Consider the following 21,109-nt stretch of genomic DNA (forward strand, 5'->3'; position numbering starts at 1 on the left):
CGTTTAAGCAGTTTCTTCATGGACGAATGGCTTTGCTATTTCTCTCATAGCATTACCTAAATTAACTGTTGAGTTTGTTCTAATAGATCAGTATTACATAAAGTTTTTTGAAATCTGTGTTGAGAGATGCGCGAGCTACTGTAAATGTGCAGATTAATGAAGATAGCTCATTAGCAAATCCCGCACACACCACCCCGGCGTAACTGCTTGAGCCACAACCTAAATTTGGCATCGCAACTGTGGGCATCGTCTACGATAAGAAATGCCGTGTTTGACTCTAAGAAATTGGCGATCGCCCTTTTGAGCGCACGTTCATTAAATGCTGTCACTGTAATGCGAAAGAAGTTAAACTTTGAACGTGCAAAATTGAGGACATCTGCAATCATAGCCGCTCAACAGGAATGTAGCTTAGGAAATACCAATGAACTTAACCATTCAACAGATTGTGCCGGAGGACGTTGCATTAATGGAAGCTTTATTAGCGACCTTTGGTGAGGCGTTCGATGAGATGGAGACCTATGGGAATCCGCCTAGCGCAGACTACCTGCGGCAACTGCTCGATAGTGACTACTTCATTGCGATCGCCGCATTGAAAGAAGGTGAGGTCGTTGGCGGTCTCACTGCCTACGAGCTTAAAAAGTTCGAGCAGGAGCGCAGCGAGATTTACATCTACGATCTAGCTGTTGCCGCCGCACACCGACGGGAGGGGATCGCAACGGCATTAATTCAGAAGCTGAAGGAAGTAGCAGCAGCATGTGGAGCTTATGTCATTTTCGTCCAGGCGGATATTGGTGACGAGCCAGCCATTAAACTTTATACAAAGCTGGGCGCTCGCGAAGACGTGTTGCATTTTGACATAGCAGTTAAGCTAATCGGCACTTAAGTTGCATAATAAGAAAATGAAGACGTTTCAAAGCAGCGATGCCGCCCCCAGCCAAAAACTTTTTAACGCCAGAACAAGTTAGTTCCTTACAGGAAGCTCTAAAAGAGAGCGAGCAACCCCACGTCAGAGAGAGAATTCTAATTATTCTGCTTCAGAACGATGGGAAACCGCAACATGAAATTGCTAAATTTTTAGGCTGTTCGCACAGAACAGTGGCATATTGGTGTATGCACGGCGATCCAGACAATCTAGAAACTTTACATAATAAAAGAGAGTACAAACATTACCGAAAAGCTACAACTGAATATATTGAACTATTATTAAAAACTGTTGACCAAGACCCATCAGAGTTAGGTTACGAATTTGGGAAATGGACAGCAGAAAGATTAGCTACATATTTAACCGAAAAGACAGGCATTGATTTAAGTAGTTCTCAGGTAAGGAGGATATTAAAGAGAAAAAAGTATAGTTATATTTGGGCTAAATATGACCTAGAAGATAAACAAGACCCAATCAAAAGAGGCAAGTTTAAGGAGAAACTTACTCAATATTTAAAAATCGCACGAGAACAGCCGGAGCGTTTACAGGTATGGTTTTGGGATGAGAGCGGGTTCAGTTTACGTGTGATTCGGCGTAAGGGTTGGGGTAAAAAAGGAAAACGTAAGAATGTTCCAGGACAACGACGCTGTGGTCGTGTTAATGTCATGGGAGCAATTAGAGAATTAGATAGAAAACGAGTATGCTTTTTCGTGAAAAAGGGTAATGCAGATATTTTTTATGAGCAATTAAAACAATTAAACGAATTAATTAAACAAGAGTGGATAAGTAAAGGAAACCATCCGGAAGATTTCTCCAAGTATGGCCCTAAGATTATTTTAATTTTAGACAATGCTAGTTTTCATAAGCGCAAAGATGTTCTAGCTAAAATATCTGAAGAGTTTCCGAATTTTATATTAGAGTTTTTGCCGCCTTACAGTCCTGACTACAACATTATTGAATTAGTTTGGCATTCATGTAAAGAATTTATGGCTCATCGTTTATTTAAATCAGTAGACGAATTGAAATCTTTACTAGATAAGTTATTAAATCAAGGTGAGTTAGTCATTAAGTGGCATCGGAAAATCAAAAACAAGGGCAATATAAACTATGTTGCAGCTTAAATGCTGATTAGCTTACTAGTGTGAAAAAAGAGAGCAGGGGGAGCAGGGGTGGTGAGGGGAGCAGGGGGGGTAAACCTCTGCGTAAACACAGAGGCTTCAAGCAAGGATGTATTGTTTTTTCGCGCTGACGCGTCTCAAAACAAATGTTTTTTTGTTTCTTCCTTTTAAAAAAGGAGGCTTCTGACCACTAGGTGAAGGTATTCTCCCCCAGCCTCCTCAGCCTCTCCAGCTTCCCCAGCCCTCCTTTCCGGTGATGCAATACAAGAAAACGATTGCGGCATGAACTTTCTTCCTTGTACCAAAAACCTCCTCAAACCTACGGGTGCATATACTCACTGCTAAAGAAATAAAATGCGATCGCTGTTGATGAACAGCGATCGCGCTATCTAATTCCTCACCACAGGAATTTAATTCCCACGATTGTATTTGCAATTAACTGAAAATGGTGCGGTGACAATTCCGTGATTGCAGAACCTCTTATACAGACGATTGTTTAAAACCTCCATGCGATTCTTATCGTTTAGATAGATAATCAGATGGAGGAAAATCGATTCAAACAACACATTATCCCATACCTGAATCCTGGCGTGTAAAATAAAAATTCCTTAACTAAGATATTCGGCTCCTGTTACAGCCGCCAGCCTGAACGGTGGAGTATCAATCTGACTTGCTAAATTTCTCTCGAAGAGATTTGTTAATTAAGCGTTTGTTACTCCCTTCAACATGCACAGCAAATCCTTTTTCCCAAAAAATCCGGTGTAGTTCGGCAGGCTTCCATCCTTCAATTGCAGCTAATTCATCAGCTTCAGCCAGTAATGCGGTTGGCACATTGATCTCAATACGTGTCATTTTAGGTGCGTTAGTTTCTGGCATTGTTTGAATAGTCATAAATTTACCCTTAATTATCGGGTTTCTTGTGGGCTTATTGACCACTATTTCCTAGAATTTCGTTTATGATAAAGTTGTTTCTAAGCGGCTAACAAGGGGTTAAGAAGCAAATGCATCCATTAGAACTACGTAAAAAATGGAATTTGACTAACTATCAACTAGCCACTGCCCTCGGTAAAACTGAGCAAACCGTTAAACAATATGCTGCTCGTCCTGGCACAAAAGCTTACCGCAAACCTCCTTTGTGCGTACTGATTCTGTGTTTGGAATTGGACTCGAAATGGCAGCAACAAGGATATCCCAGCCTAGTTTTTGTTGCTGCATAGTATACAAATTCATATACTTTTTCGACTAGACCGCTCTTGAGAGGCGGTTTTTAATTGAGATAGTTCTGGTAGATTTCCGGAAGTCAACCGGAAGTCAACCGGAATTCAACCGGAAGCCAACCGGAAATCAAAAGGAAATCAAAAGGAGGAAAAGCTTGATACTAAAGGGTTCATGTCTAGTCGAAGAAATTTTCACACGAGAACAGGCAGCAAAGAAAATGGAACCGCCAGTTACAGAAAGACAACTCAGAAACTATCTCGATTTAGCCTCTTTATATCTGCCCTGTTTCGCACAGTTTAGAGATCAAGAAAATGGCGGATTGAATCGCAATATTAAACTCACGAATTGGCATCTACCAGTTCTGCAAAAAATCCGAATTGGTGTTTTAGCTAAAGGTTCAACTCAAACCGCAATTGAGTTAAAGCAAAATCCTTCAAAATTTACAGGAGTTAGCGATGACGATTAAAGAATACGCAGAATCTATTGGTATGAAGCCCGGTAAGTTAGTTGACGAGTTTCGCAAAAATTTTCCCGGACAGGCTTGGACGGTAAATTCACTCATGCCTGAAGAATTTTTGAAACCTAACACAAACCACAACCCTCAGCAAACACCAGTAGCGGGAATGGAAGAAGCCGCGATTACCAAGGCTTCTGAAGCAATTCAACAAGCTTCATACAAACTGACCGCAGCAGATAAACAGACTATTTCAGGTGCTATAGCTGTTCAGAACGAGCAATCTAAAATTTTGGGTGCATCAACTGGGGTAACTGGAGCATTGTTGTTCATGGAATCTTTGATTGCAGCCAAGGGAACTGTGCTAGATGCCTTCGCAGAACAATCGATGCTTGAAGTTGATAACCAAATAGCAGAGATTGATCAAAGTTTAATTAACCTAGCTGAAGAAGCCTCAACAAGATTGGGGGAGTCGATCCGAAAAAAGGAACAACTCAAAGTACGACTCAATTCGTTACGAGAGAGAGTCAGTTCAATGGGGACACAGATCCAATTTTAGAAGCTTATAAAACAGTGGCGGCATTATTACAAATCCAAAATGAAACTGTTGCCACTGTTACCGAAATCCGATTACTTCAAGAACTATTAGCTCATCAAAGGAAAAATCAAGTTATGGATATTCTGAGTACGGGATTGTTTGCTACTTCAGTCGTTGGCGCTTTAGGTGGCAGTGTATATCTCGTTGGTAGCGTTGTCGCTACTGGATTAATTGGCAGTGGGATGTTCATACCGTTGGGATTACTTGTTGGTGCAGGATTGACTTTTCTGGGACGGGCATCAAAGTAAGAGTGATGAGCGAGAGTGTTTCATCCAACTGTTTCACGAAACTGTTTCATGAAACGTTTCAACGGTTTCATCAATGTTTCAGGGCGTGGAACACCATGAAACAGCATTCCCCCGCGTGAAACATGAAACGTGAAACGCCAGCTAATTCCTTGTTTGAAAGCCGTTATGAAGATAGTGTTTCATAAAACTGTTTCACAGCACTGTTTCATGAAACGTTTCAACGGTTTCATCAGTGTTTCAGCCTCGTGAAACAGCATTCCCCCAGCGTGAAACATGAAACACCAGTCAGTTCCTTGCTCGAAAGCCGTTATGAAGGGTAGTGTTTCATCCAACTGTTTCACAGCACTGTTTCATGAAACTGTTTCAACGGTTTCATCAGTGTTTCAGGGTCGTGAAACATGAAACGCCTCATTAAAGATATGTCTAAGAACGCGCTATAGCACAGCAATCTCATGTATAAGAAACAACTGTACTTAGCTTTGGCTGGTGTTGGCATTTGCATATTGCCCGTAATCATCCCCTTAGTACCCAAGTTGGGGGCTTATGCAGAGCTTCAACGGCTAAAAGCCTCAGAAGAACTAGAACGTTCGCGCATAGAAGAACGGGCAAAAACCAGTGATGCCTTATATGAGGCAGGAGTGATGCCCACAAGTCGCAAGTTGAGAATTACTAATTACATTGACAACACTAAACGCAATCCCAGACCAGACACAACCTTTTATCAAGATGATGAGATTATTGATGTTTTTGACGCAACGGGTAGGTGTATTGGGCGGATTGAAGAAGGAATTTGGAAGTGGAAGCACAAAGCTAAAGGGATTTGTAAAAGCATTCAAAATATCAAACAAAGTAGGAGTCAGTAATGGGTAATGGTGCAGAAAGTAACAGCACTAGCAACAGCAATAGTAAACCCAAAGATAAGAAGCGATCGCTTGGTGAAATCATCGATTTTTGTGCCAAGGCTGTTGTGATGATTGTCGGCTTACCCATTCGGGCTGCCGCTGCGATTGTTAATCAGTTTGTTGCTAACGGTGGTGCAGGTCGTGCCTTGGTAGGCGGGATTTTATTTATCGGCGGTTCCATGATTAGTGCTGATTCAACTTGGCAATTAATCTTTACTGGGCCACCTGTATGCCCGTGGTTTGAGCCGACTTGGAATTGGCTAAATGTACCGTTTGCACTGTTCAACCCGTTTTTTTACCTGGCATTCATGATTTCTGTGGGTGTGCAAGTAATCGAAGCCCACGCCCTACGCGGTAAGAACCCAGATTCAGCTAGGCGGGAACTTCAAGACCACATGGTTTATGAGCTTGAAACCAAGCCTAGTGGCAAGATTGACTTGGTGGGCCAACTCTGGGCGGACTACAAGACCGCAGGTATACGCGATCGCTCTAGCACGGGGCTAGTTGTGATTGCGGTTTGGGCGTTCGATATTGTCACCACCTTTGCGGCTCGTAACCCATTTGAATTTACAGCCCCATTCATGATTTTGGGTTGTATCTTGTTTAACATCGGCACAATGATGGCTGGTGAAATTGGGTTTTCTATTTGGCGACTGACAAAGGATTAAAGTGAGCGCCGCTTAATAACTCTTGAGTGGAGCGGCACTCACTACTCAACAGGGCATTTCTTTTATGCAAAGTAACAATATCCCAAAAATTACAACTAAAGAAACTGAATATTTGCGCGAGCAATATCCTAATTTGTCTCACTTGGAAGCCGGAAATATTGCTCAATGGTTGCAAGAGAGAAAAGATGGATTATTTGAAATGGCACGGGCATCTGAGAATGAAGCAGACATGACTCGTGTACTTGGTTTATTGGCTTCTGGGATCGGAGCGGTTTGTTATGCGGTCAACCCACTGGCACTAGTTGGTGGTTTAATTGGTGGTGCTGCATGGCTATGGTTTGTTGTCGAACACTCGAACCGCACTAAAGAAATTGCCCCCTTGCCTTTTGTACGTGGCAACTTTATAGACGCTCTAGCTCTTTTGGGAGATTATGATGCTAGGAGCAATTATCAAGCGGATCATCTTGCCAATACTGTTAAATTCCTGGAGCGACACGAGGCACAAGAGTACACTTTTGTTTATGCTGAGTTTGAAAATATTGTCCAGTATTTAACCCAAGTTGAACCAGGAAAACGTTTTTACGCTTATCGCTGGATGTTTGGCTGGTTTAGCAAGCTTAAGGGTCGTCAGCTACCGACTTATGAAAGCATGGCTCTCCATTTACAGAATGTGACGATTGACAGTCGGGTGAATCGGTTGGAGGTAAATGCCATTGCACAGGCTCAAACCCATTTACTACCGACCGTAGATATCAAGCAGTTTCAATCACCACAGGTAGATATTAGCAAGATGAACCAAGCTGCTTCTGTTTCTAGACCGACAGAGTTACAGTCATCAGCTGATAGGCTTGCACCAGACACTATAATTAATCTCCCTCTAATTAATAGGGCAAACGCACTCATCGCGGCTTTAACGAAAAGTGGTTTTCAAGTAGAAGATATGATGAGTTCCCAAGTCATTGCGATCGCTGGTACTCAGCGAGGTGGCAAGGGAACCTTAGCAGCAATCTTGGCAACATTATCTACTGCACTTGACCCCGGATTAAACACCCAATACTTTACAGCCGGGGTGGACGTTTACCCCTTTGCCTGCAACTTGACCTCTGCCCTTAAGTACCCGGATATTAATGCGGATGGGGCTGATCAACTCGTCGCTCGTGATTTATTGAAATTTCTTAAAGCCTTAGATGGAAGCGAACCTTACTCCCATAAAAACTTACTTATCGTGATTGATGAAGCGATGCGGTTGCTGTCATTGTTGGAGGAAAGCGAGCGCACCTGGGCGATTCAATATTTACTTTCTCGCTTCGCTAAGTCTGGTGGTACATTAATTATCGTATTGCATGGCTCTAACCTGACAAGCGTGGTCGGTAAAGCTACGGCTGGACTGGCAGATACCTTTAAACAATCGGTTAACTTTATTGGTTGTGTAGCTGTTGCGGTTAGCGCTGGTGGTCTACGCAAAATAAATGTTGCTAGTGGAGAATATTTCAAAGCCAACCCTAATAACTTTGGAGAACCTGTTAGTGGTGGCAATCTGGGCATAATTCCCGAATGGCTAAAGACCCATTTGCATCCAGGCAATGGGCAACCAGATCCAGCCAGAACATTACTTCAGTTCTTCCCAGAATTAGTTCAACAGCATGAAAAGGCAGTCATACCCAGAGGGGAGAAGATTGCCCCATCAGATGCAGTTAAACATCTGGAGTCCATTTTTTCAAAGCCTTATCAAGAAGTGGAATTTCTGGAAGTAGAATCCATTAGTATTTCTGAGGCTGATAAAGATAAGATTGTAGCAATCGTTGCAGCTACTGCTAGTCCTCCAACTTCTTTTGCTGCTATCAGAAACAGCCGCAAGTGGGGCGAAGAGAAAAAGAGTGTTCTTTACTTGAGAAATGCCCTATCACAATTGATTGACACTAACCGATTGTGCGGAAATGAAAAAGATGGTTTTAGCGTTATTAACGTTAACCAGTAAATCACACTGAAGGTTGAGTTCCAGTTGAGTTCCAGTCAAGTTCCAGTCGAGTTCCGGTATTCTTACATCTTCAAGTACGGATGATCAATAGAGTCTTTTTATCTCTCCACGAGATTGCTCCTGATCTAGGACTCATGTGTGTGATACTTAAAATTGTAAAAAATTGACCCGATCTCTAGTATGCTCTTCTCGAAAAGCCACTACTCAGATAAGCGTTAGGCATTGTCATTGCCACTATTAAGCTATTGTGCCTACAAGTTGCACAATTTAAATTTTAGAGAAAAACTTAAAACTCTCTCCTCTGCTCCTCTGCTCCCCTGCTCCCCTCGCCAAGCGATTCAAAGCGTATTGTTTGGCTCAACAAATAATTTTTAAACCGAACCGTGGTTCTCAGCTCTGGTGAGGAGTCAATTTGCCTACCAGTGATTGCCTTATGCAAAGCAAGTAACAGTTTAGTTGCTTGCTTTGTCAGATGCAATGAACTAAAATATTCTGAGATTTCACAAGTTTCCAATTTTAGCCAAGGTGGACAACAGGTGGTGTCTACTTTATTTCCTCTTACTCTACGGCTCACGTTATATTTTCTGGGAGTGGCTTGATTGTAAAGTTGCTCCTGTTTTTTGAGTATTTATACAGATTTCACTGGTATAATCAGCCATTGCAAGGAGTGACAGTGCCAATGAATACAGTGGTATTTTCCCATTCTCTGTTACACCATCATTGACACCAACTCGTCTGGGAGCAGCTTTATTTTCAGGTTGCTCCTGTTTTTTAGCTGATGTCCTAGGTACTATGAATCGCTCAAAAATACCTCAGCTTTCAACCTGAGATGAGCATACGATTACCGTTAGCACCGTGCGCTGCACGCGATCGCCTAAATCCTCACCGAAGCTTGAATAAAATTATTTCAGTATTTTGACGGTATCGATTAATATTAGTTGTGAAACGCTAAACAGCTTGATTGAGACGGTGGGCGCTATGTCCACCATCTTTTTTGAGTTATTGAACTAACGACAAATGAGAAGTTCTGAGCAAAAGTATACTTTGGGCAGAGAATAAAACTCGAAGTGCAGTTATTGAGGTCAAATCACTGTTGTTTATTAAGTTTATTTCGCGCTTAAACCTGTTTTTTGGCACGCCTACTGCCGCTATTATTACCAAAAAACCCAGTCATGATGACTGGGCTTTTGATAGGGTATATTTCCCCGATACTTAGTTATAAAAGTTCTCTATAAGTTGTATTCTGCTTCAAATCGCTACAATTATATAAGTAGCTACAGAAAACAACTAACTGCATTTCGCTATATCCTACTGAGCGTACAACTAAATTGATATAAGAAAATACACTGAAATTTCCAAGGAAACTACCCGCGACCTATGTAATTCTAGAGTTTTGCTTAAGTATATGCTGCTGTCAGCTGAGGCAACATTAGAACTAACTAAAAATGTGAGATTAATACATTTAAAATTCTACTTTTACCGAAAAATTTATTTGTCTGATTTGGGTATATTTAAACTTAATTTTTTTCCCAAAAAGCTTAGGTTTTCCAGATGCTTCACAACAAGAATAAACCTCTAATTTTCTGTAAAAAAGATTCTACCAACTTGGTTTTTATTGATGAAACTTATATTTAGCAGTATTTTGTCACATCTTCGCCGCATTCATCTGCTAAATACATCAAACACTTAAAACGAAGACTAACGATTTGTTCATAAAGGGGGTTTAACTTGCACAAGGGCGGGATGTGAAAAAGCGTCCGTCCTAAAATTGATACAGTGCGTTCAAATGGACACTGAGAAGGAATAACTCTACACAAGAGTCTGGCAAGTTTATTATCATGTATTTCTATAGACTCAAGCTGATACCGGATTTGGTTTAATAAGCTGTTATTCAATTGAGCTTGATTTGATAAATTCATAAATTCACTCTCCTTAAATCAATCTCTACTCCTTTAAGAGTATATCTAAAGATAGAGAAAAACATCGTAGAATTACGAAACTATTTTTTTGTTTTTTAAAATTCAATTGAAAATCCAGTAAATTTGCTGAGAAAGTACAACAAGTCAACTAGTTTTGACTAAGAAATTTTCAGAGTCACAGCCAGTAATATGCGGAATGCAATTACAGTCTTTGACATTCTTGTTGAGTACGCTTGAGCAGAAAAGATAGCTTTTTTTAGTTTTTCACCTCAAATGTTTGATGATGACTAGGGATGAATTCAGCTTTGCTATCGGTCGCTTTCTAGTAGTAAACACAGCTTTTTGAAATGCTCTATTGACCGAAGCGCACGGCAGGAATTGGAGTTGAAGCTAATTTGAAAATGGCAATTGCCTTTTAATAAAGAGAACTGGGATTTATAGGGGCAAGTGTTTAGTTAGAAAAGATTAATTCGTCTTATTTCTAGCCAGTTGCCTTCACCCGGCCTTGCGTGCCGTATCTATCATGTAGCGTCTCGACTACAGCACTCTCGTAACTGGCCCACACCGGAACAACACAAGCTCATCGTTTGACCATCTCCGCCGTATAGCTTTTTGCTTGTCCCGTTGTTTTGTTATTTCCATTAAAACTGCAACCGCACTCTATCGGATGCCAAATTGCCAAAATCCTCAGGGGATTATCTCGTTCCCAGATTCAGGCTCCAGAACTAGGGTTGAGTTTGTGCATTGGCTTGACCCTATTAATTGTTAAGGATTTTAGACAATTATTATCATCTGAGTGCTGTGTTAACCGTTGCATTGCTTGTGATTGCTCTTGCAAGGATCTACGGCTATTAGTTAGGCTTCATTCTTGATTTTAACAGGTTTAAAATCAGCGTACTTGAGGTCAAATACTTGCTTGATTTGCTTGTCTAGCTTGTACTTTTCGAGAAGTTGACACACGTTTTCGTCCGTTTTTACCGACTCAAACGTGTGCCAAAAACTTACTTATGACTAATGTACTCATCACTTAAGAGCGAGGAGTGCTAAAAGTAAAAATTGGTTACTATGTCTTTCGAGTGTACTCTTGTGGCTGTCTAAATCAGGTAACCAAGCCAATAATATCAATCTAATAACAAGCTAGAATCACATGAACATAACTCCTTCTCGTGCCTTAGTACACTGCGATCGCCTGTTTGAAGTGCAGGCGATTGCTTCTTAAAAATCATCCTTGCGAATTCCCAAAAACTCAACACAGGTGGCTGACTCTGACCCGAATGGCACGCTTGAAAAGTTGAAAGCTTGTGTTGGCTCTTTGTTGGGGGTAGGGTGTAGCGGAAAATTAAGAAAACCAAATATCAAATACGAACATAAATAATTTTCTTTGCTACGCAACGCTGGCGCGAACGTCACTACACCCACTCAGCCACACCCCATACCCAAAAGCCCTACAGATAATGGATTTGCCGTTAACTTAGTGCCATTCGGCACTTAGACCTTGTGTGATTTCCTTTGTATTAAAAGCAAGTACTACAAATCTAAAGCAAGGAAGTTTTAGCTGCGGGTGAGGTTAAACAGTTCTTTGGGAGAAGCAAATAAATCAATAGTGACGAAGTAAATTTGGCCTTGAGGATTTAGTAAGAATCGCCAAGCAATGTTCATCCCGTCCAGACGGTGGCTCTCAGAGTATGCAGGATAACCAGAATTTTGAACAGCATCAGAAGCAATAAATCAGGACTTATTATCTCTTATGTCAGGATTTGTTAATTTATTCAGGGTGATTGAGCTATTTACCCCCAATTTTGTAAATATAGATACAGAAGTTATTTATTTTACTCTTTCTGGTCTAGTTGGAGAGAGCAATGCTTGCAAGTTTTAATAGATTACAGACAGAGAAGGTCTATGTCCCATCAAACAGTTTCGGTTAATTCGACCGCCCCGACTCTGGCAAACCAGCTCACTTCAGGTTGGAACCCCGTCTGCCACATCACGTATAACCGAGATACCTGGGTAAAGTTGCTCCAACCACCCAATGATTATGCCTTTGAGGAAGCCAAGTTGCTCTGCCAGGAATCCCCAGTGACCTGGGTTGCCTGGGTGCCAGATTATGGTGAAGTGGTACTTGATCGCAGTGATTTCTATTGCTAATCAAAAGCACGGTTGATATACCCACCAGCTATTTCGCTAATGTTTTATTTGCCAAGTTAACAATGCAAGGTCAAGGTCTGGCTGGTATGGGCAAGTAAGTAATTCAGGTATTAAACAGGTTGAGTGTGATGAACGTCGATTCGGCTATTGATTGGGATGAAATATTTGAGTATCTGCCGGGGACAGTGGTAGAACTCAAAAATAATCCTGGGGTTTTGCATCAGATTGATTACTATGAAACCACGATGATTCCTCCAATCTGGTTGGTGAATGATCCGCGTCCGCGTTACCCTCACGAGTTGCAAATTATCTCTCGTCGTGACATCCAGGTTTGTGACATAGGGTCGCAGGTTGTTACATTCTCAGCAAGTGCTGCCTCTGGTATTTAGCGTGAATTAGCCACCAAAAATTGAACTTGAATTTTGAGAATTGAGTGCAGCTTGGCTAATAACCTCTAACAAGAACAAACCTACATCCTTGAGCAGTGGTTCATTTTGCTGAGGACAAGCAGTTGAATGTAAGCATCTTGGACAACCCATGTCACAACCACATTCACTAGCTAAAGCATAAGCTGCGGCTGCAAACTTGGGAAAATCTGTGAAAATGGCTTCTGCTGCACCATTACCCCCATCACAAGTATCGAAGAAGTAACCGATATTCCTAGTTTCCTTCTGCACAATTACTTCATCTACATCGAGGCTTGAAGATAAAACTACTAATGGTACAGCCTTGATTATTTGGTGTTGAACACTATGCAATGCAGTTACATCACCACCACTACTCCACAATGGTTGATAATGTTCGGGTATTTCATTACCATTAACAGACATAATTTGTTGTTTACAATTGTTGACCTGAGCTTGCAACGCTTTTTGTAGTGGTTGATTTAATTCAACCATTACACATGGTGCTTGGTATTTGGTTATGTAAGGTTGCTCGAATGATATTTCATTTTGCAGCTTTATCACCTCTGATGCACTCAAAGGATGTTTACATGATATACAGATTTTTCCCTCAAGTGGTTTTTTATAATTAGCACAACGTTGATTTTTACAAGTCATCCCATAAGTACGCTTCATCAAGCTATAACCGATGACAGAATTTGTAATTTCTCCCCAAACCAAAGTTAAACGTAAGCGACCATCTTCAATAGTAGTGGGAATAATTTTAGATTCTGCTAGTGCAGAAATTGGTTTTATATCTAAATCCGATTCAGCTTGAGTGAATAAATCTGTATCTTTACCCAGAAATGTTAGTAGTGCTTCTCCTTTTTCTTCGTTTAAGTTTTCACTGCGGTAGGCTACTAACTCACCACTTTCATCTTGAACCATGTAGATAGCTTGCGGAAATACTTCTCGATGAGCAAGCCCTAACGACATACTTTCTAGTATTTCGCCTGTATGCTTGTTAATTAAAGAAATCGAAGTTTGGGTGCTACTTCTGAGATTGACTTGTTTGTGGGGATAACCTCTTCCCCAGAGTTTTCTATTATTACTTAAATAAATTTTATTTTGTTGTATCAAAGAATCTGCAACTGCACCAGATGCTTTTCCAAAACGGATATTGAGTTCGCTTAACGCTACGCTACTTTCAATGCAACCACATTCTAAATGTTTTCCGAGAATTGTCGGGTAATCTGGGTTAAAAGTAGCAGATTCTACTTCTTTTGATAATAACTGCTGCGGGTGTCGAGCATAATAGACATCAATCGGATTCTGCCCCAAAGGTAAATAAATTACTAATCCATGCTGCTTACGCCCGGCTCTTCCTACTCGTTGCCAGAATGACATCAGGCTACCAGGAAATCCGCGAATCAAACAACAATCCAGTTCAGGTAAATCTATTCCTGCTTCTAAGCTTGAGGTGGCAATAATTACCTTTATTTGTCCTGCTTGCAGCTTTTGAATAATCTCCCGGCGGCGATCGCTCGTCAAGGAACTATAGAATACTGCTACTTTACTAGCAAGATGACCCAGCCCTAAACGTTGTGTTTCTCTTTGAAACAATCCCAACAAACCTTTGACGGCAGCACGGGAGTTACAAAACACAATACCACTCAGATTATGTTGCAACCAAGAAATGACAATTTTAGTGGCTTCGACATTAGCCGCATTACTAGGTGTGAGCGATAACAATGTGCGTCCTGCATTGGGCGCGCCACTATTTTTTATTAGATGTAATCTTTGTGGTTGCTCGGTTCTGCCACTAAAGCGCAATGCCATCTGTTGAGGATTTCCAATTGTGGCACTAGAACAGATAAATTGTAGCCCTTGAGAATTACCACCAACCGCGTCAACTGCTAACCTCAGCCTTCGCATGAGATTGGCAAAGTGTGCGCCAAAAGCACCTATATAAGTATGGCTTTCGTCAATTACTATCCAGCGTAACTGTTTAAGAAATTGTCGCCATCCTTCCCCATCCTCTCGACGGCGGACATTGTAAAGATAGTAATGCAATAAGTCTGGGCTGACCGCCAAAATATTAGGAGGGTTAGGGATAAAAAATCGCTGCCTTTGTTGTGCAGGTGTATCCCCAGTCATCAATGCTAGTTTGAGCCGATTGTTGGGTATTGCCTTAAAAAGCGATTGCAACTTTCGCATTTGGTCGAGAGCTAATGCCTTGAGTGGAAAAATGTACAGTGCTGTAGTCTGCGATCGCACCAGGCATGATTCAACAATAGCTAGGTTGTAACACAACGTCTTCCCACTTGCCGTTGGAGTAGTAATACTTAAATCGAAGCCAGCACGTAACTTTGACAGCGCTTCTAGCTGATGAGAATAAATGCTGCTGATACCGTTATTGTGTAATCCTAAACGCAAAGCAGGCGGTAAATCTTCGGGAATGGGGTGAACTATAGGTTCGTTGGTATTTGTGATATCTACCGTTGTAATGTTTGCTAACAGTTCTTGTGCTACTGACTGAAACGTTACTTGGGGAATTTGCCTTATCTGCTCAATAATTGCCGCGGCTGTGGTATTGGTTTCTTCCAAAAATGTTGTTGAGGAAACTAAGTTAGCATTGCTTGATTTAATTGAGCCATTAGAAATTGCCTGTTCCCAATCCCCAAATTGAGTTGGCTTAACTTCTTCAACAAACTTAACAATCAACCGCTTGCCTAATACTGCCATTACTTCTCCTACCCCGTACTCTGGCGAGTAAACGTGTTTACCTGCACTCAGCCATTCGGGAGGTTCTGAAACGCTTTGGTTGGCAGCCTTGATAATCGCCGCGTAATCAGTTGGTTTACTGTCAGTCACAAAATTAGATTTCTGCTGCTGGTATTACCCGTTAGTATAAACTGATTGAAATTAGCCTGATGTAGCGTTTTTCCTGGGATATTCAATTTGTTAGCGGCAGACTCTAATTTGGGGAATTACAACAAACCAGTCTTCTGTTATGTTGCCACTGACTTCATCCATTTTTAAATGACGGTATATACTTTTGACTGTAACTTCAGTTGACTGAAACTGGAACTGTCCAGGCTTGAATCCTTTGGAGGTTAGTTCAGCATTCGCTTTTCGTGACAAAGCCCCAATCAGTTGTCCTTGCACTGTATAAATATCCCAACCATTATTAAATTTATTAACTCGCAATTGCAGTGCAGTACCTTCCATCAGATGAGTAATGATATGCTGATTATTCTTTGTAAACTGATGCCCTAAATGAACATCTCCTGGGCTAAGGTCTAAATAAAACATCTGCCGTGGCAGAGATGTTGTAGTAACACTTAAAAATTTTGGGATTACTCCTGATTCGATTACAAATGAAATCTGTCGAGTAGAACAGAAAATTAACTCTTCCTTAGCACGAGTCATTGCCACATAAAATAATCGGCGTTCTGCTTCAATTTCATCCGCAGAAATTGTAAAATTATCTGCTAACTGAATAATTTTTCTAAACTCTAATCCCTTTGCACCGTGACAACTTGTAACTAGAACAGCTTCCTTATCTAGCACAACTTCTGGACTTTCATTGAATTCAAATAAAGTAGTAAGAACATCAGACGCACTAATGGGAAGGGCGAATTCTTCGGAGCCAAATCCTCGTTCTTGATCAATATCAACGGCAATCTTGAGCAAGAGTTTAACTGTAGGTTCTTGTAAGCTGCGTTTCCATTGAGTAAAAAGGTTAATAAACCAGGCTTGGACAGATTCTTCTGGTAAAAGGATTTGGTGGCTCTGAACCTTGAGTTCTTCAAGCAGTTTACAGGTTACTAAATTCCTAACAAGTTTAATTCCATCTGTTTTTAAAGAATAAGTTGGAATCTCTATTTCTTCTAAAAGTAATCGGACTGGAGCTAAGTTAGCCCATTGACGAGCAAGAACAGCAATTTCATTGTGTAGGATGCCTTTTTTTATCCATGATTGAATGCGTTGCTGTACCCAAACTACTTGGGAGTTAATATTATTAAAAATGTACCCCTCAACAGATAAACCTTGGTAGCCAGTACGGGATTTATCAATTTTTACCTGCTCTTGCGATGTAATTTTACAGCGGATTTGATTTCTACTAATTAATTGATTAGCAGCTTGAATGATTGACTCTGTGGAGCGGTAATTTTCTATAAGTAAGAGACGTTTTGCTTTGTACTCCTCCTCAAATTGAAGGATATATTTTGGATCAGTGCCTCTAAATTCATAAATATTTTGGTCATCATCTCCAATAACGCAAAGATTAATTTGCACAACCCTCATTTCATCTTCAGATTCATTTAAACCAGCAATTAGCTGAATTAATCGGTACTCTTTTTCGCTAACATCTTGATATTCATCAACAAAAATATATTCTAATTTTCCTAATAATTCAATTCTTCGTGCTTGAGCATCTTCATCTGCATCTTCAAATTCTTCACCTTTTTCAATTAGTTCGCAAGCTTCAATCAAAAGTTGCTCAAATTCTATTGCTTGAGTCTTACTATGTTCACCTACCGTGCGTCCTAAAAGTGCTAATGCTAAACCGTGGAATGTAAAAACACGGATTCGGGATGCTTGTTCGCCAATTAACTTTTGCAATCGCAGCCGTAACTCTCGAACTGCATTACGGTTATAAGCTAAAACAAGAATACGCTGTGCTTCAACTCGCTTAACCTTTACAAGATAAGCAATCCGGTGAACAATCGTTCTTGTTTTACCAGAGCCTGGGCCTGCTATTACTGCCATTGCTGGATCTGAAGCTAAAACGATTTCTTTTTGAGATGGGTTCAGTGGTTCTAAAATACGGTTGTAGTCTTCTGGAAGAATCGGCGTGGTAATATCTTGTGTCGATAAATAATACTTTGAAAGGAATTCTTCTTGAACTGTACCAAAGTAATCACTGACGAATTGCTGACGCTGTTCTTCTGACTTGAACTTCCCATACTGCACCATGTAGTGAGTACGGCGAGTTTGCTCTTCATAGTGCGATTGAACTTCAGGATAACGGCGTGTTACTGTGGGAATCCTTGCGTTCTTAATTACCCGAATTTTAAGCGACTGTTGAAATAAATTTAGCCCATCACTGAGTCTAATCACTTTTCTTTGATGCAGCCACAGGAGTATAACTTCTAACTCTTTATTATCCCAATCGAGTTGAGTTTTTTGGGTAACTTCAAGAGCGAGTTTTCCTAATTCATACTTCAAAGGTAATCTCGCTCCAGTTGTATCTTTCAAGGCTTGATACAGAACTTCCAATACAGTAGATGTTAAAATTTTATGCCCAGGCAAATGTTCTGCAACCTCAATTTGTTGCAATCGAATCACATCACGAGAAATTCGGTTTAACTTTACCCACTTTTGAGCAACCCATCCTTCTAAAATATTCATGATGTTGGATGCTCTAATTTTTTTCTTATTGTCTGGGTCAAGTCGAGCAGCAAGTCCTCGCAAATTTATTTGAATCTCATGTTCGTTACCAAGCATTTGACTAAGTTGGTTTAATATTTGCTCTTCCAACTGACGAATGCGTTCGTGGTTATTACGGGCATCTCCTCTTACACCCTTAGTAATAACAAGTGTAATTGGTATCTCAAAAGAACAGACTTCAGCTTTTTGTAATTCTCGAATTCTAGCAGTCAGATCATGCAAACTAATTCCAGCTTCATCGCTCAGGCGATCTAGTGGAAAAGGTTCATCATGGTTATTACAATAAGCTTTGCCAACGTGCATTGCTTGAATCAGTCGCTCAAAGTTTTCAGCTTCAAACCTTGATAAATTTTTGCTTTGCCCATATTCTTGAAATTGCTCTAGGGATTCGGCAAAAGTATCGTGTTTCAGTTCAAATTGTATAAAGCTGGAAAAGTTTTCGGCTCGTTCTAACAAACCAAAGTTTTCTAAGTAATGTAGCCCAACTTTGATTTTAGTGGCTTGTTGCTCTGACTCTTGCCCAAATTCTTCGTCAAAGCCACCCTCAATAAAAATCTCATTCGTTGTCACCCAAAACCAATCTTCTCTGGCACTGCCGAAGGTGCGCTGACGAATATTTCTTGTTGAGATAAAGACATTTTTTAAATCCTGTTCGCTTAGTTGATTCAGACTTTGTAAGTGAAAAACTGTATCTGCATCTTTGGGGTCAAATAGTAGAGTACAAACTGCTGGTTTCCCATCACGTCCAGCTCGTCCAGCTTCTTGGACATAACCTTCTAAATTTGCACTCATACAATGGTGGATGACAGCGCGCACATCCTGACGGTTGATGCCCATGCCAAAAGCACAAGTTGCAGTGACTACGTTTAATTTACCAGACTTGAATTCTTGCAGAACTTGTTGTTTCTGTTCTTTTGTGAGTTTTCCATGATAATATTTAGCTTCAATCTGGCTTTGTGTAAGAATTTGAGCTAATTTTTCAGCATTCTTACGTGTAGTGGTATAAACTAATGTACTACCACCCAATTGAAGAGATTCCTTCACTTGATTTAGTAAAACTTGCTCCTTATTTCCAGCTACTGGAATGACCTTAAAGGTGAGATTATCTCTTGTTGTTGCTCCATCAATTGTCCGTTTAATATCTAATTGATGTTGAGCGAATAAATTTTTAATATCCTCTACGACAGCAACTGTTGCTGTTGCTGTCATCAAGGCTAACAATGGCATTGTAAGCTGCCGTTGTTGATATAATTCATAAATAAATTTTGGAATATAACGGTAATCTGGACGAAAATCATGACCCCACTGGCTCACACAGTGGGCTTCATCAATTACCCAGAGAACCGGAGGGCGCTGTTCTAATAATGCCCTGATACTCATGGAGCGTAATTGTTCAGGGCTAATGTATAGTAAACCTTTGGAACCAGAGCGTAATTCTTCAAGCCGTTGACGACGCTCTGCTGCTGAGAGATTTCCATTGATAAAGGTAGCAAAGAAAAAACCAGCTTGTCCTAAATCTGCCACCTGATCTGCCATTAATGCTTGAAGCGGTGAAATCACTACAGTCAATGCTTTATGCCTTTCATGATACATAAAAGCTGGCAGTTGATAGCACAAAGATTTTCCGCCGCCAGTTGCCATCAGAACCAGCGGACGCTCATTGTTAATAATTGCTTTAACCGCTTCTTCTTGCAAAGAGCGAAAATTTAGAATACCAAAATATTCTAGGTAAGAGTTAATGGCAAATTCATCTGTACTTAAAGGACGTAAATTCTCCAGTACAGTTTGAAAACTGTTTAAATGTCTTAGCCAATCAGAAAAAGCCTGCTTGGATTCGCTTAGGTTGCACTCGTAATTCCAAGCTAGCAATGCTGCTACACACAATCTTGTCTCAAAATCGTAAGCTTCTGGGCTAAACCATACCTGCTGCAAATAAGATTGGTTCATCCCTTTGAGCATAGTTGCTGGTAAACTTTCTATTGCAGGCTGTTCAACTTTCCAGCCTAAAACTTCGCAGAAAAGTTGTTGATATGACAAGTCTGCATTTTCATCACCACAAGTTAATAACCAAATATACAGTTGTTGTATTTCAACAGGCTTCTTCTGAAGTGCTTCCAGTTGCTGGTTAAGTAATAATCGAGTTGCCTGTGCATCTTCTAACGGATTATTACTAGAATACTGGCTTTGCTTATATTCTTTATTTAACTTATGAGATGGCTGTAAAGGAAATAAAATTATTGATAATTCTAATGTATCGATTATGTTCCATGAAGATAATTGAGGTTCTTGCTGAACAAGATAAGAATAATCAAATCGTCGGAAGTTATGACCGCAAACGGATAAACCACTATCTTTTAACTTGATTAATTGTTCGTAAGCTTGACTTAGCCCCTCTTGAGAAAAATCCTTGACTAAATTAGGAGAAACTAACCCTAGCCGATATATATCACTCTCATTATTAACTTCTAAATCTAAATAAGCATAGTTGGAATTAAGTAACAGTAAGTCCCGCATGAAACCCTGATATAAATATTGGAATTAGTTTAAACCCATTGGCGATGATGCTCCGCTCCAGCGCAAGCGATCGCTTGGGTGTGAAAATAACTGCAACCATAACCTCTAATAGTTATTTTTCGCAACCCACGCCATCCCCATCTCTATCGAACCCATGCGGATCTGGTGGAATCACTCTAAATCTGCGGTAAGGTATGTCACGACAATCCAAGTCTGCCGCATTGGGCGGGATGCAAAAGTCTGGATAGGAGCGATCGCACTGTTGTTGTTGCAGCGATCGCGTCGTCGTGCCTTGAGTTAGCTTTTGACCTCGCCTGAAATCCCAAGGCATCATCGGCTGCGATTGATTCCAAAATCCTAACTTCTTACCTTTAGCATCAGCCTCAGCCTGAAGGAATTGTTCTTTGCCACTGTTGCAACCCTGTAGATACTGCCTGTACACAACAGCCTGTCCCTCTTGCACCATTGTCAGGTTAACAGAACGGTTATTCACAAAAATCTCAGCTACCAGCCTTTTGTACTTGTCGCGCTCAATCTGTCGAACTTGTACTGACTGGTCTACTGGCAGTACTTGTTGAAGACGAG

Annotated in this window: 18 protein-coding genes and 1 pseudogene; 11 read left to right on the top strand and 8 right to left on the bottom strand. The window is 40.7% G+C overall.

Annotated elements, in window-relative coordinates; all coding sequences use genetic code 11:
* Positions 1-170 precede the first annotated feature (170 nt).
* Positions 171-386: a hypothetical protein gene (locus AC5JL8_RS34965; protein WP_495884293.1), complete on the bottom strand. Its 216-nt coding sequence runs from the start codon at positions 384-386 to the stop codon at positions 171-173.
* A 35-nt stretch (positions 387-421) separates the two neighbouring features.
* Here AC5JL8_RS34965 and AC5JL8_RS34970 point away from each other — a divergent pair, with 35 nt between their 5' ends.
* Together AC5JL8_RS34970 and AC5JL8_RS34975 are read left to right on the top strand one after the other, a co-directional pair.
* Complete coding sequence (locus tag AC5JL8_RS34970; protein WP_495884294.1) at positions 422-883, top strand: AAC(3)-I family aminoglycoside N-acetyltransferase; 462 nt, start codon at positions 422-424, stop codon at positions 881-883.
* A gap of 38 nt (positions 884-921) precedes the next feature.
* A complete protein-coding gene (locus AC5JL8_RS34975; RefSeq protein WP_495884295.1) occupies positions 922-2,043 on the top strand; it encodes an IS630 family transposase in 1,122 nt (373 codons plus the stop codon).
* Positions 2,044-2,259: 216 nt separating this feature from the next.
* On the opposite strand, the gene AC5JL8_RS34980 is transcribed toward AC5JL8_RS34975, so the two are convergent.
* Complete coding sequence (locus AC5JL8_RS34980) at positions 2,260-2,475, bottom strand: hypothetical protein (RefSeq protein WP_495884296.1); 216 nt, start codon at positions 2,473-2,475, stop codon at positions 2,260-2,262.
* Between the two features lie 225 nt (positions 2,476-2,700).
* Entirely contained in the window at positions 2,701-2,931 is a 231-nt protein-coding gene (locus AC5JL8_RS34985) for a hypothetical protein (protein WP_495884297.1), read from the bottom strand.
* Positions 2,932-3,041: 110 nt separating this feature from the next.
* Between AC5JL8_RS34985 and AC5JL8_RS34990 the strand changes: the two genes are divergently transcribed.
* The 7 genes from AC5JL8_RS34990 (at position 3,042) to AC5JL8_RS35020 (ending at position 8,106) form a co-directional block, all read left to right on the top strand.
* A complete protein-coding gene (locus AC5JL8_RS34990; RefSeq protein ID WP_495884298.1) occupies positions 3,042-3,257 on the top strand; it encodes a hypothetical protein in 216 nt (71 codons plus the stop codon).
* A 155-nt stretch (positions 3,258-3,412) separates the two neighbouring features.
* Entirely contained in the window at positions 3,413-3,724 is a 312-nt protein-coding gene (locus AC5JL8_RS34995) for a hypothetical protein (protein WP_495884299.1), read from the top strand.
* Positions 3,714-4,271 (top strand): hypothetical protein, encoded by a 558-nt coding sequence (locus AC5JL8_RS35000; protein WP_495884300.1) that lies wholly within the window; start codon positions 3,714-3,716, stop codon positions 4,269-4,271. The genes AC5JL8_RS34995 and AC5JL8_RS35000 overlap by 11 nt, the downstream gene beginning before the upstream one ends.
* Before the next feature lie 14 nt (positions 4,272-4,285).
* On the top strand, positions 4,286-4,558 hold the full coding sequence (locus tag AC5JL8_RS35005; RefSeq protein WP_495884301.1) for a hypothetical protein: 273 nt from the start codon (positions 4,286-4,288) through the stop codon (positions 4,556-4,558).
* Positions 4,559-5,010: 452 nt separating this feature from the next.
* Positions 5,011-5,421 carry a hypothetical protein gene (locus AC5JL8_RS35010; RefSeq protein WP_495884302.1) on the top strand — a complete coding sequence of 137 codons (411 nt, stop codon included), beginning with the start codon at positions 5,011-5,013 and terminating at the stop codon, positions 5,419-5,421.
* Positions 5,421-6,128 (top strand): hypothetical protein, encoded by a 708-nt coding sequence (locus AC5JL8_RS35015; RefSeq protein ID WP_495884303.1) that lies wholly within the window; start codon positions 5,421-5,423, stop codon positions 6,126-6,128. Before AC5JL8_RS35010 ends, AC5JL8_RS35015 begins: the two co-directional genes overlap by 1 nt.
* A 64-nt stretch (positions 6,129-6,192) precedes the next feature.
* Positions 6,193-8,106, top strand: a complete 1,914-nt coding sequence (locus tag AC5JL8_RS35020) for a hypothetical protein (RefSeq protein ID WP_495884304.1) — start codon at positions 6,193-6,195, stop codon at positions 8,104-8,106.
* A 1,631-nt stretch (positions 8,107-9,737) separates the two neighbouring features.
* Here AC5JL8_RS35020 and AC5JL8_RS35025 read toward each other — a convergent pair.
* Both AC5JL8_RS35025 and AC5JL8_RS35030 read right to left on the bottom strand, forming a co-directional pair.
* Positions 9,738-10,025: a Mo-dependent nitrogenase C-terminal domain-containing protein gene (locus tag AC5JL8_RS35025; protein WP_495882274.1), complete on the bottom strand. Its 288-nt coding sequence runs from the start codon at positions 10,023-10,025 to the stop codon at positions 9,738-9,740.
* A gap of 1,551 nt (positions 10,026-11,576) precedes the next feature.
* Positions 11,577-11,687, bottom strand: a pseudogene (locus tag AC5JL8_RS35030) (Red carotenoid-binding protein); the annotation flags it as partial.
* A gap of 201 nt (positions 11,688-11,888) precedes the next feature.
* Here AC5JL8_RS35030 and AC5JL8_RS35035 point away from each other — a divergent pair.
* Together AC5JL8_RS35035 and AC5JL8_RS35040 are read left to right on the top strand one after the other, a co-directional pair.
* Positions 11,889-12,170 carry a hypothetical protein gene (locus AC5JL8_RS35035; RefSeq protein WP_495884305.1) on the top strand — a complete coding sequence of 94 codons (282 nt, stop codon included), beginning with the start codon at positions 11,889-11,891 and terminating at the stop codon, positions 12,168-12,170.
* 128 nt (positions 12,171-12,298) lie between these two features.
* Complete coding sequence (locus tag AC5JL8_RS35040; RefSeq protein ID WP_495884306.1) at positions 12,299-12,559, top strand: hypothetical protein; 261 nt, start codon at positions 12,299-12,301, stop codon at positions 12,557-12,559.
* Between the two features lie 6 nt (positions 12,560-12,565).
* On the opposite strand, the gene AC5JL8_RS35045 is transcribed toward AC5JL8_RS35040, so the two are convergent.
* From AC5JL8_RS35045 to AC5JL8_RS35055, 3 genes are all read right to left on the bottom strand, one after another.
* Positions 12,566-15,427 carry a DEAD/DEAH box helicase gene (locus AC5JL8_RS35045; RefSeq protein ID WP_495884307.1) on the bottom strand — a complete coding sequence of 954 codons (2,862 nt, stop codon included), beginning with the start codon at positions 15,425-15,427 and terminating at the stop codon, positions 12,566-12,568.
* 90 nt (positions 15,428-15,517) lie between these two features.
* Entirely contained in the window at positions 15,518-20,524 is a 5,007-nt protein-coding gene (locus AC5JL8_RS35050; protein WP_495884308.1) for a RecQ family ATP-dependent DNA helicase, read from the bottom strand.
* Positions 20,525-20,636: 112 nt separating this feature from the next.
* On the bottom strand, positions 20,637-21,109 hold a 473-nt coding region (locus tag AC5JL8_RS35055; RefSeq protein ID WP_495884309.1), incomplete at its 5' end, for a thermonuclease family protein.

This window comes from Mojavia sp., assembly GCF_059505145.1.

Excerpts from the sequence above, each read along its gene's own strand:
- AC5JL8_RS35000 (WP_495884300.1), top strand. The coding sequence starts at position 3,714 with ATGACGATTAAAGAATACGCAGAATCTATTGGTATGAAGCCCGGTAAG.
- AC5JL8_RS35050 (WP_495884308.1), bottom strand. The coding sequence starts at position 20,524 with ATGCGGGACTTACTGTTACTTAATTCCAACTATGCTTATTTAGATTTA.
- AC5JL8_RS35010 (WP_495884302.1), top strand. The coding sequence starts at position 5,011 with ATGTATAAGAAACAACTGTACTTAGCTTTGGCTGGTGTTGGCATTTGC.
- AC5JL8_RS34985 (WP_495884297.1), bottom strand. The coding sequence starts at position 2,931 with ATGACTATTCAAACAATGCCAGAAACTAACGCACCTAAAATGACACGT.
- AC5JL8_RS35015 (WP_495884303.1), top strand. The coding sequence starts at position 5,421 with ATGGGTAATGGTGCAGAAAGTAACAGCACTAGCAACAGCAATAGTAAA.
- AC5JL8_RS34975 (WP_495884295.1), top strand. The coding sequence starts at position 922 with ATGCCGCCCCCAGCCAAAAACTTTTTAACGCCAGAACAAGTTAGTTCC.
- AC5JL8_RS35025 (WP_495882274.1), bottom strand. The coding sequence starts at position 10,025 with ATGAATTTATCAAATCAAGCTCAATTGAATAACAGCTTATTAAACCAA.
- AC5JL8_RS34990 (WP_495884298.1), top strand. The coding sequence starts at position 3,042 with ATGCATCCATTAGAACTACGTAAAAAATGGAATTTGACTAACTATCAA.
- AC5JL8_RS35020 (WP_495884304.1), top strand. The coding sequence starts at position 6,193 with ATGCAAAGTAACAATATCCCAAAAATTACAACTAAAGAAACTGAATAT.
- AC5JL8_RS34970 (WP_495884294.1), top strand. The coding sequence starts at position 422 with ATGAACTTAACCATTCAACAGATTGTGCCGGAGGACGTTGCATTAATG.
- AC5JL8_RS34965 (WP_495884293.1), bottom strand. The coding sequence starts at position 386 with ATGATTGCAGATGTCCTCAATTTTGCACGTTCAAAGTTTAACTTCTTT.
- AC5JL8_RS35040 (WP_495884306.1), top strand. The coding sequence starts at position 12,299 with ATGAACGTCGATTCGGCTATTGATTGGGATGAAATATTTGAGTATCTG.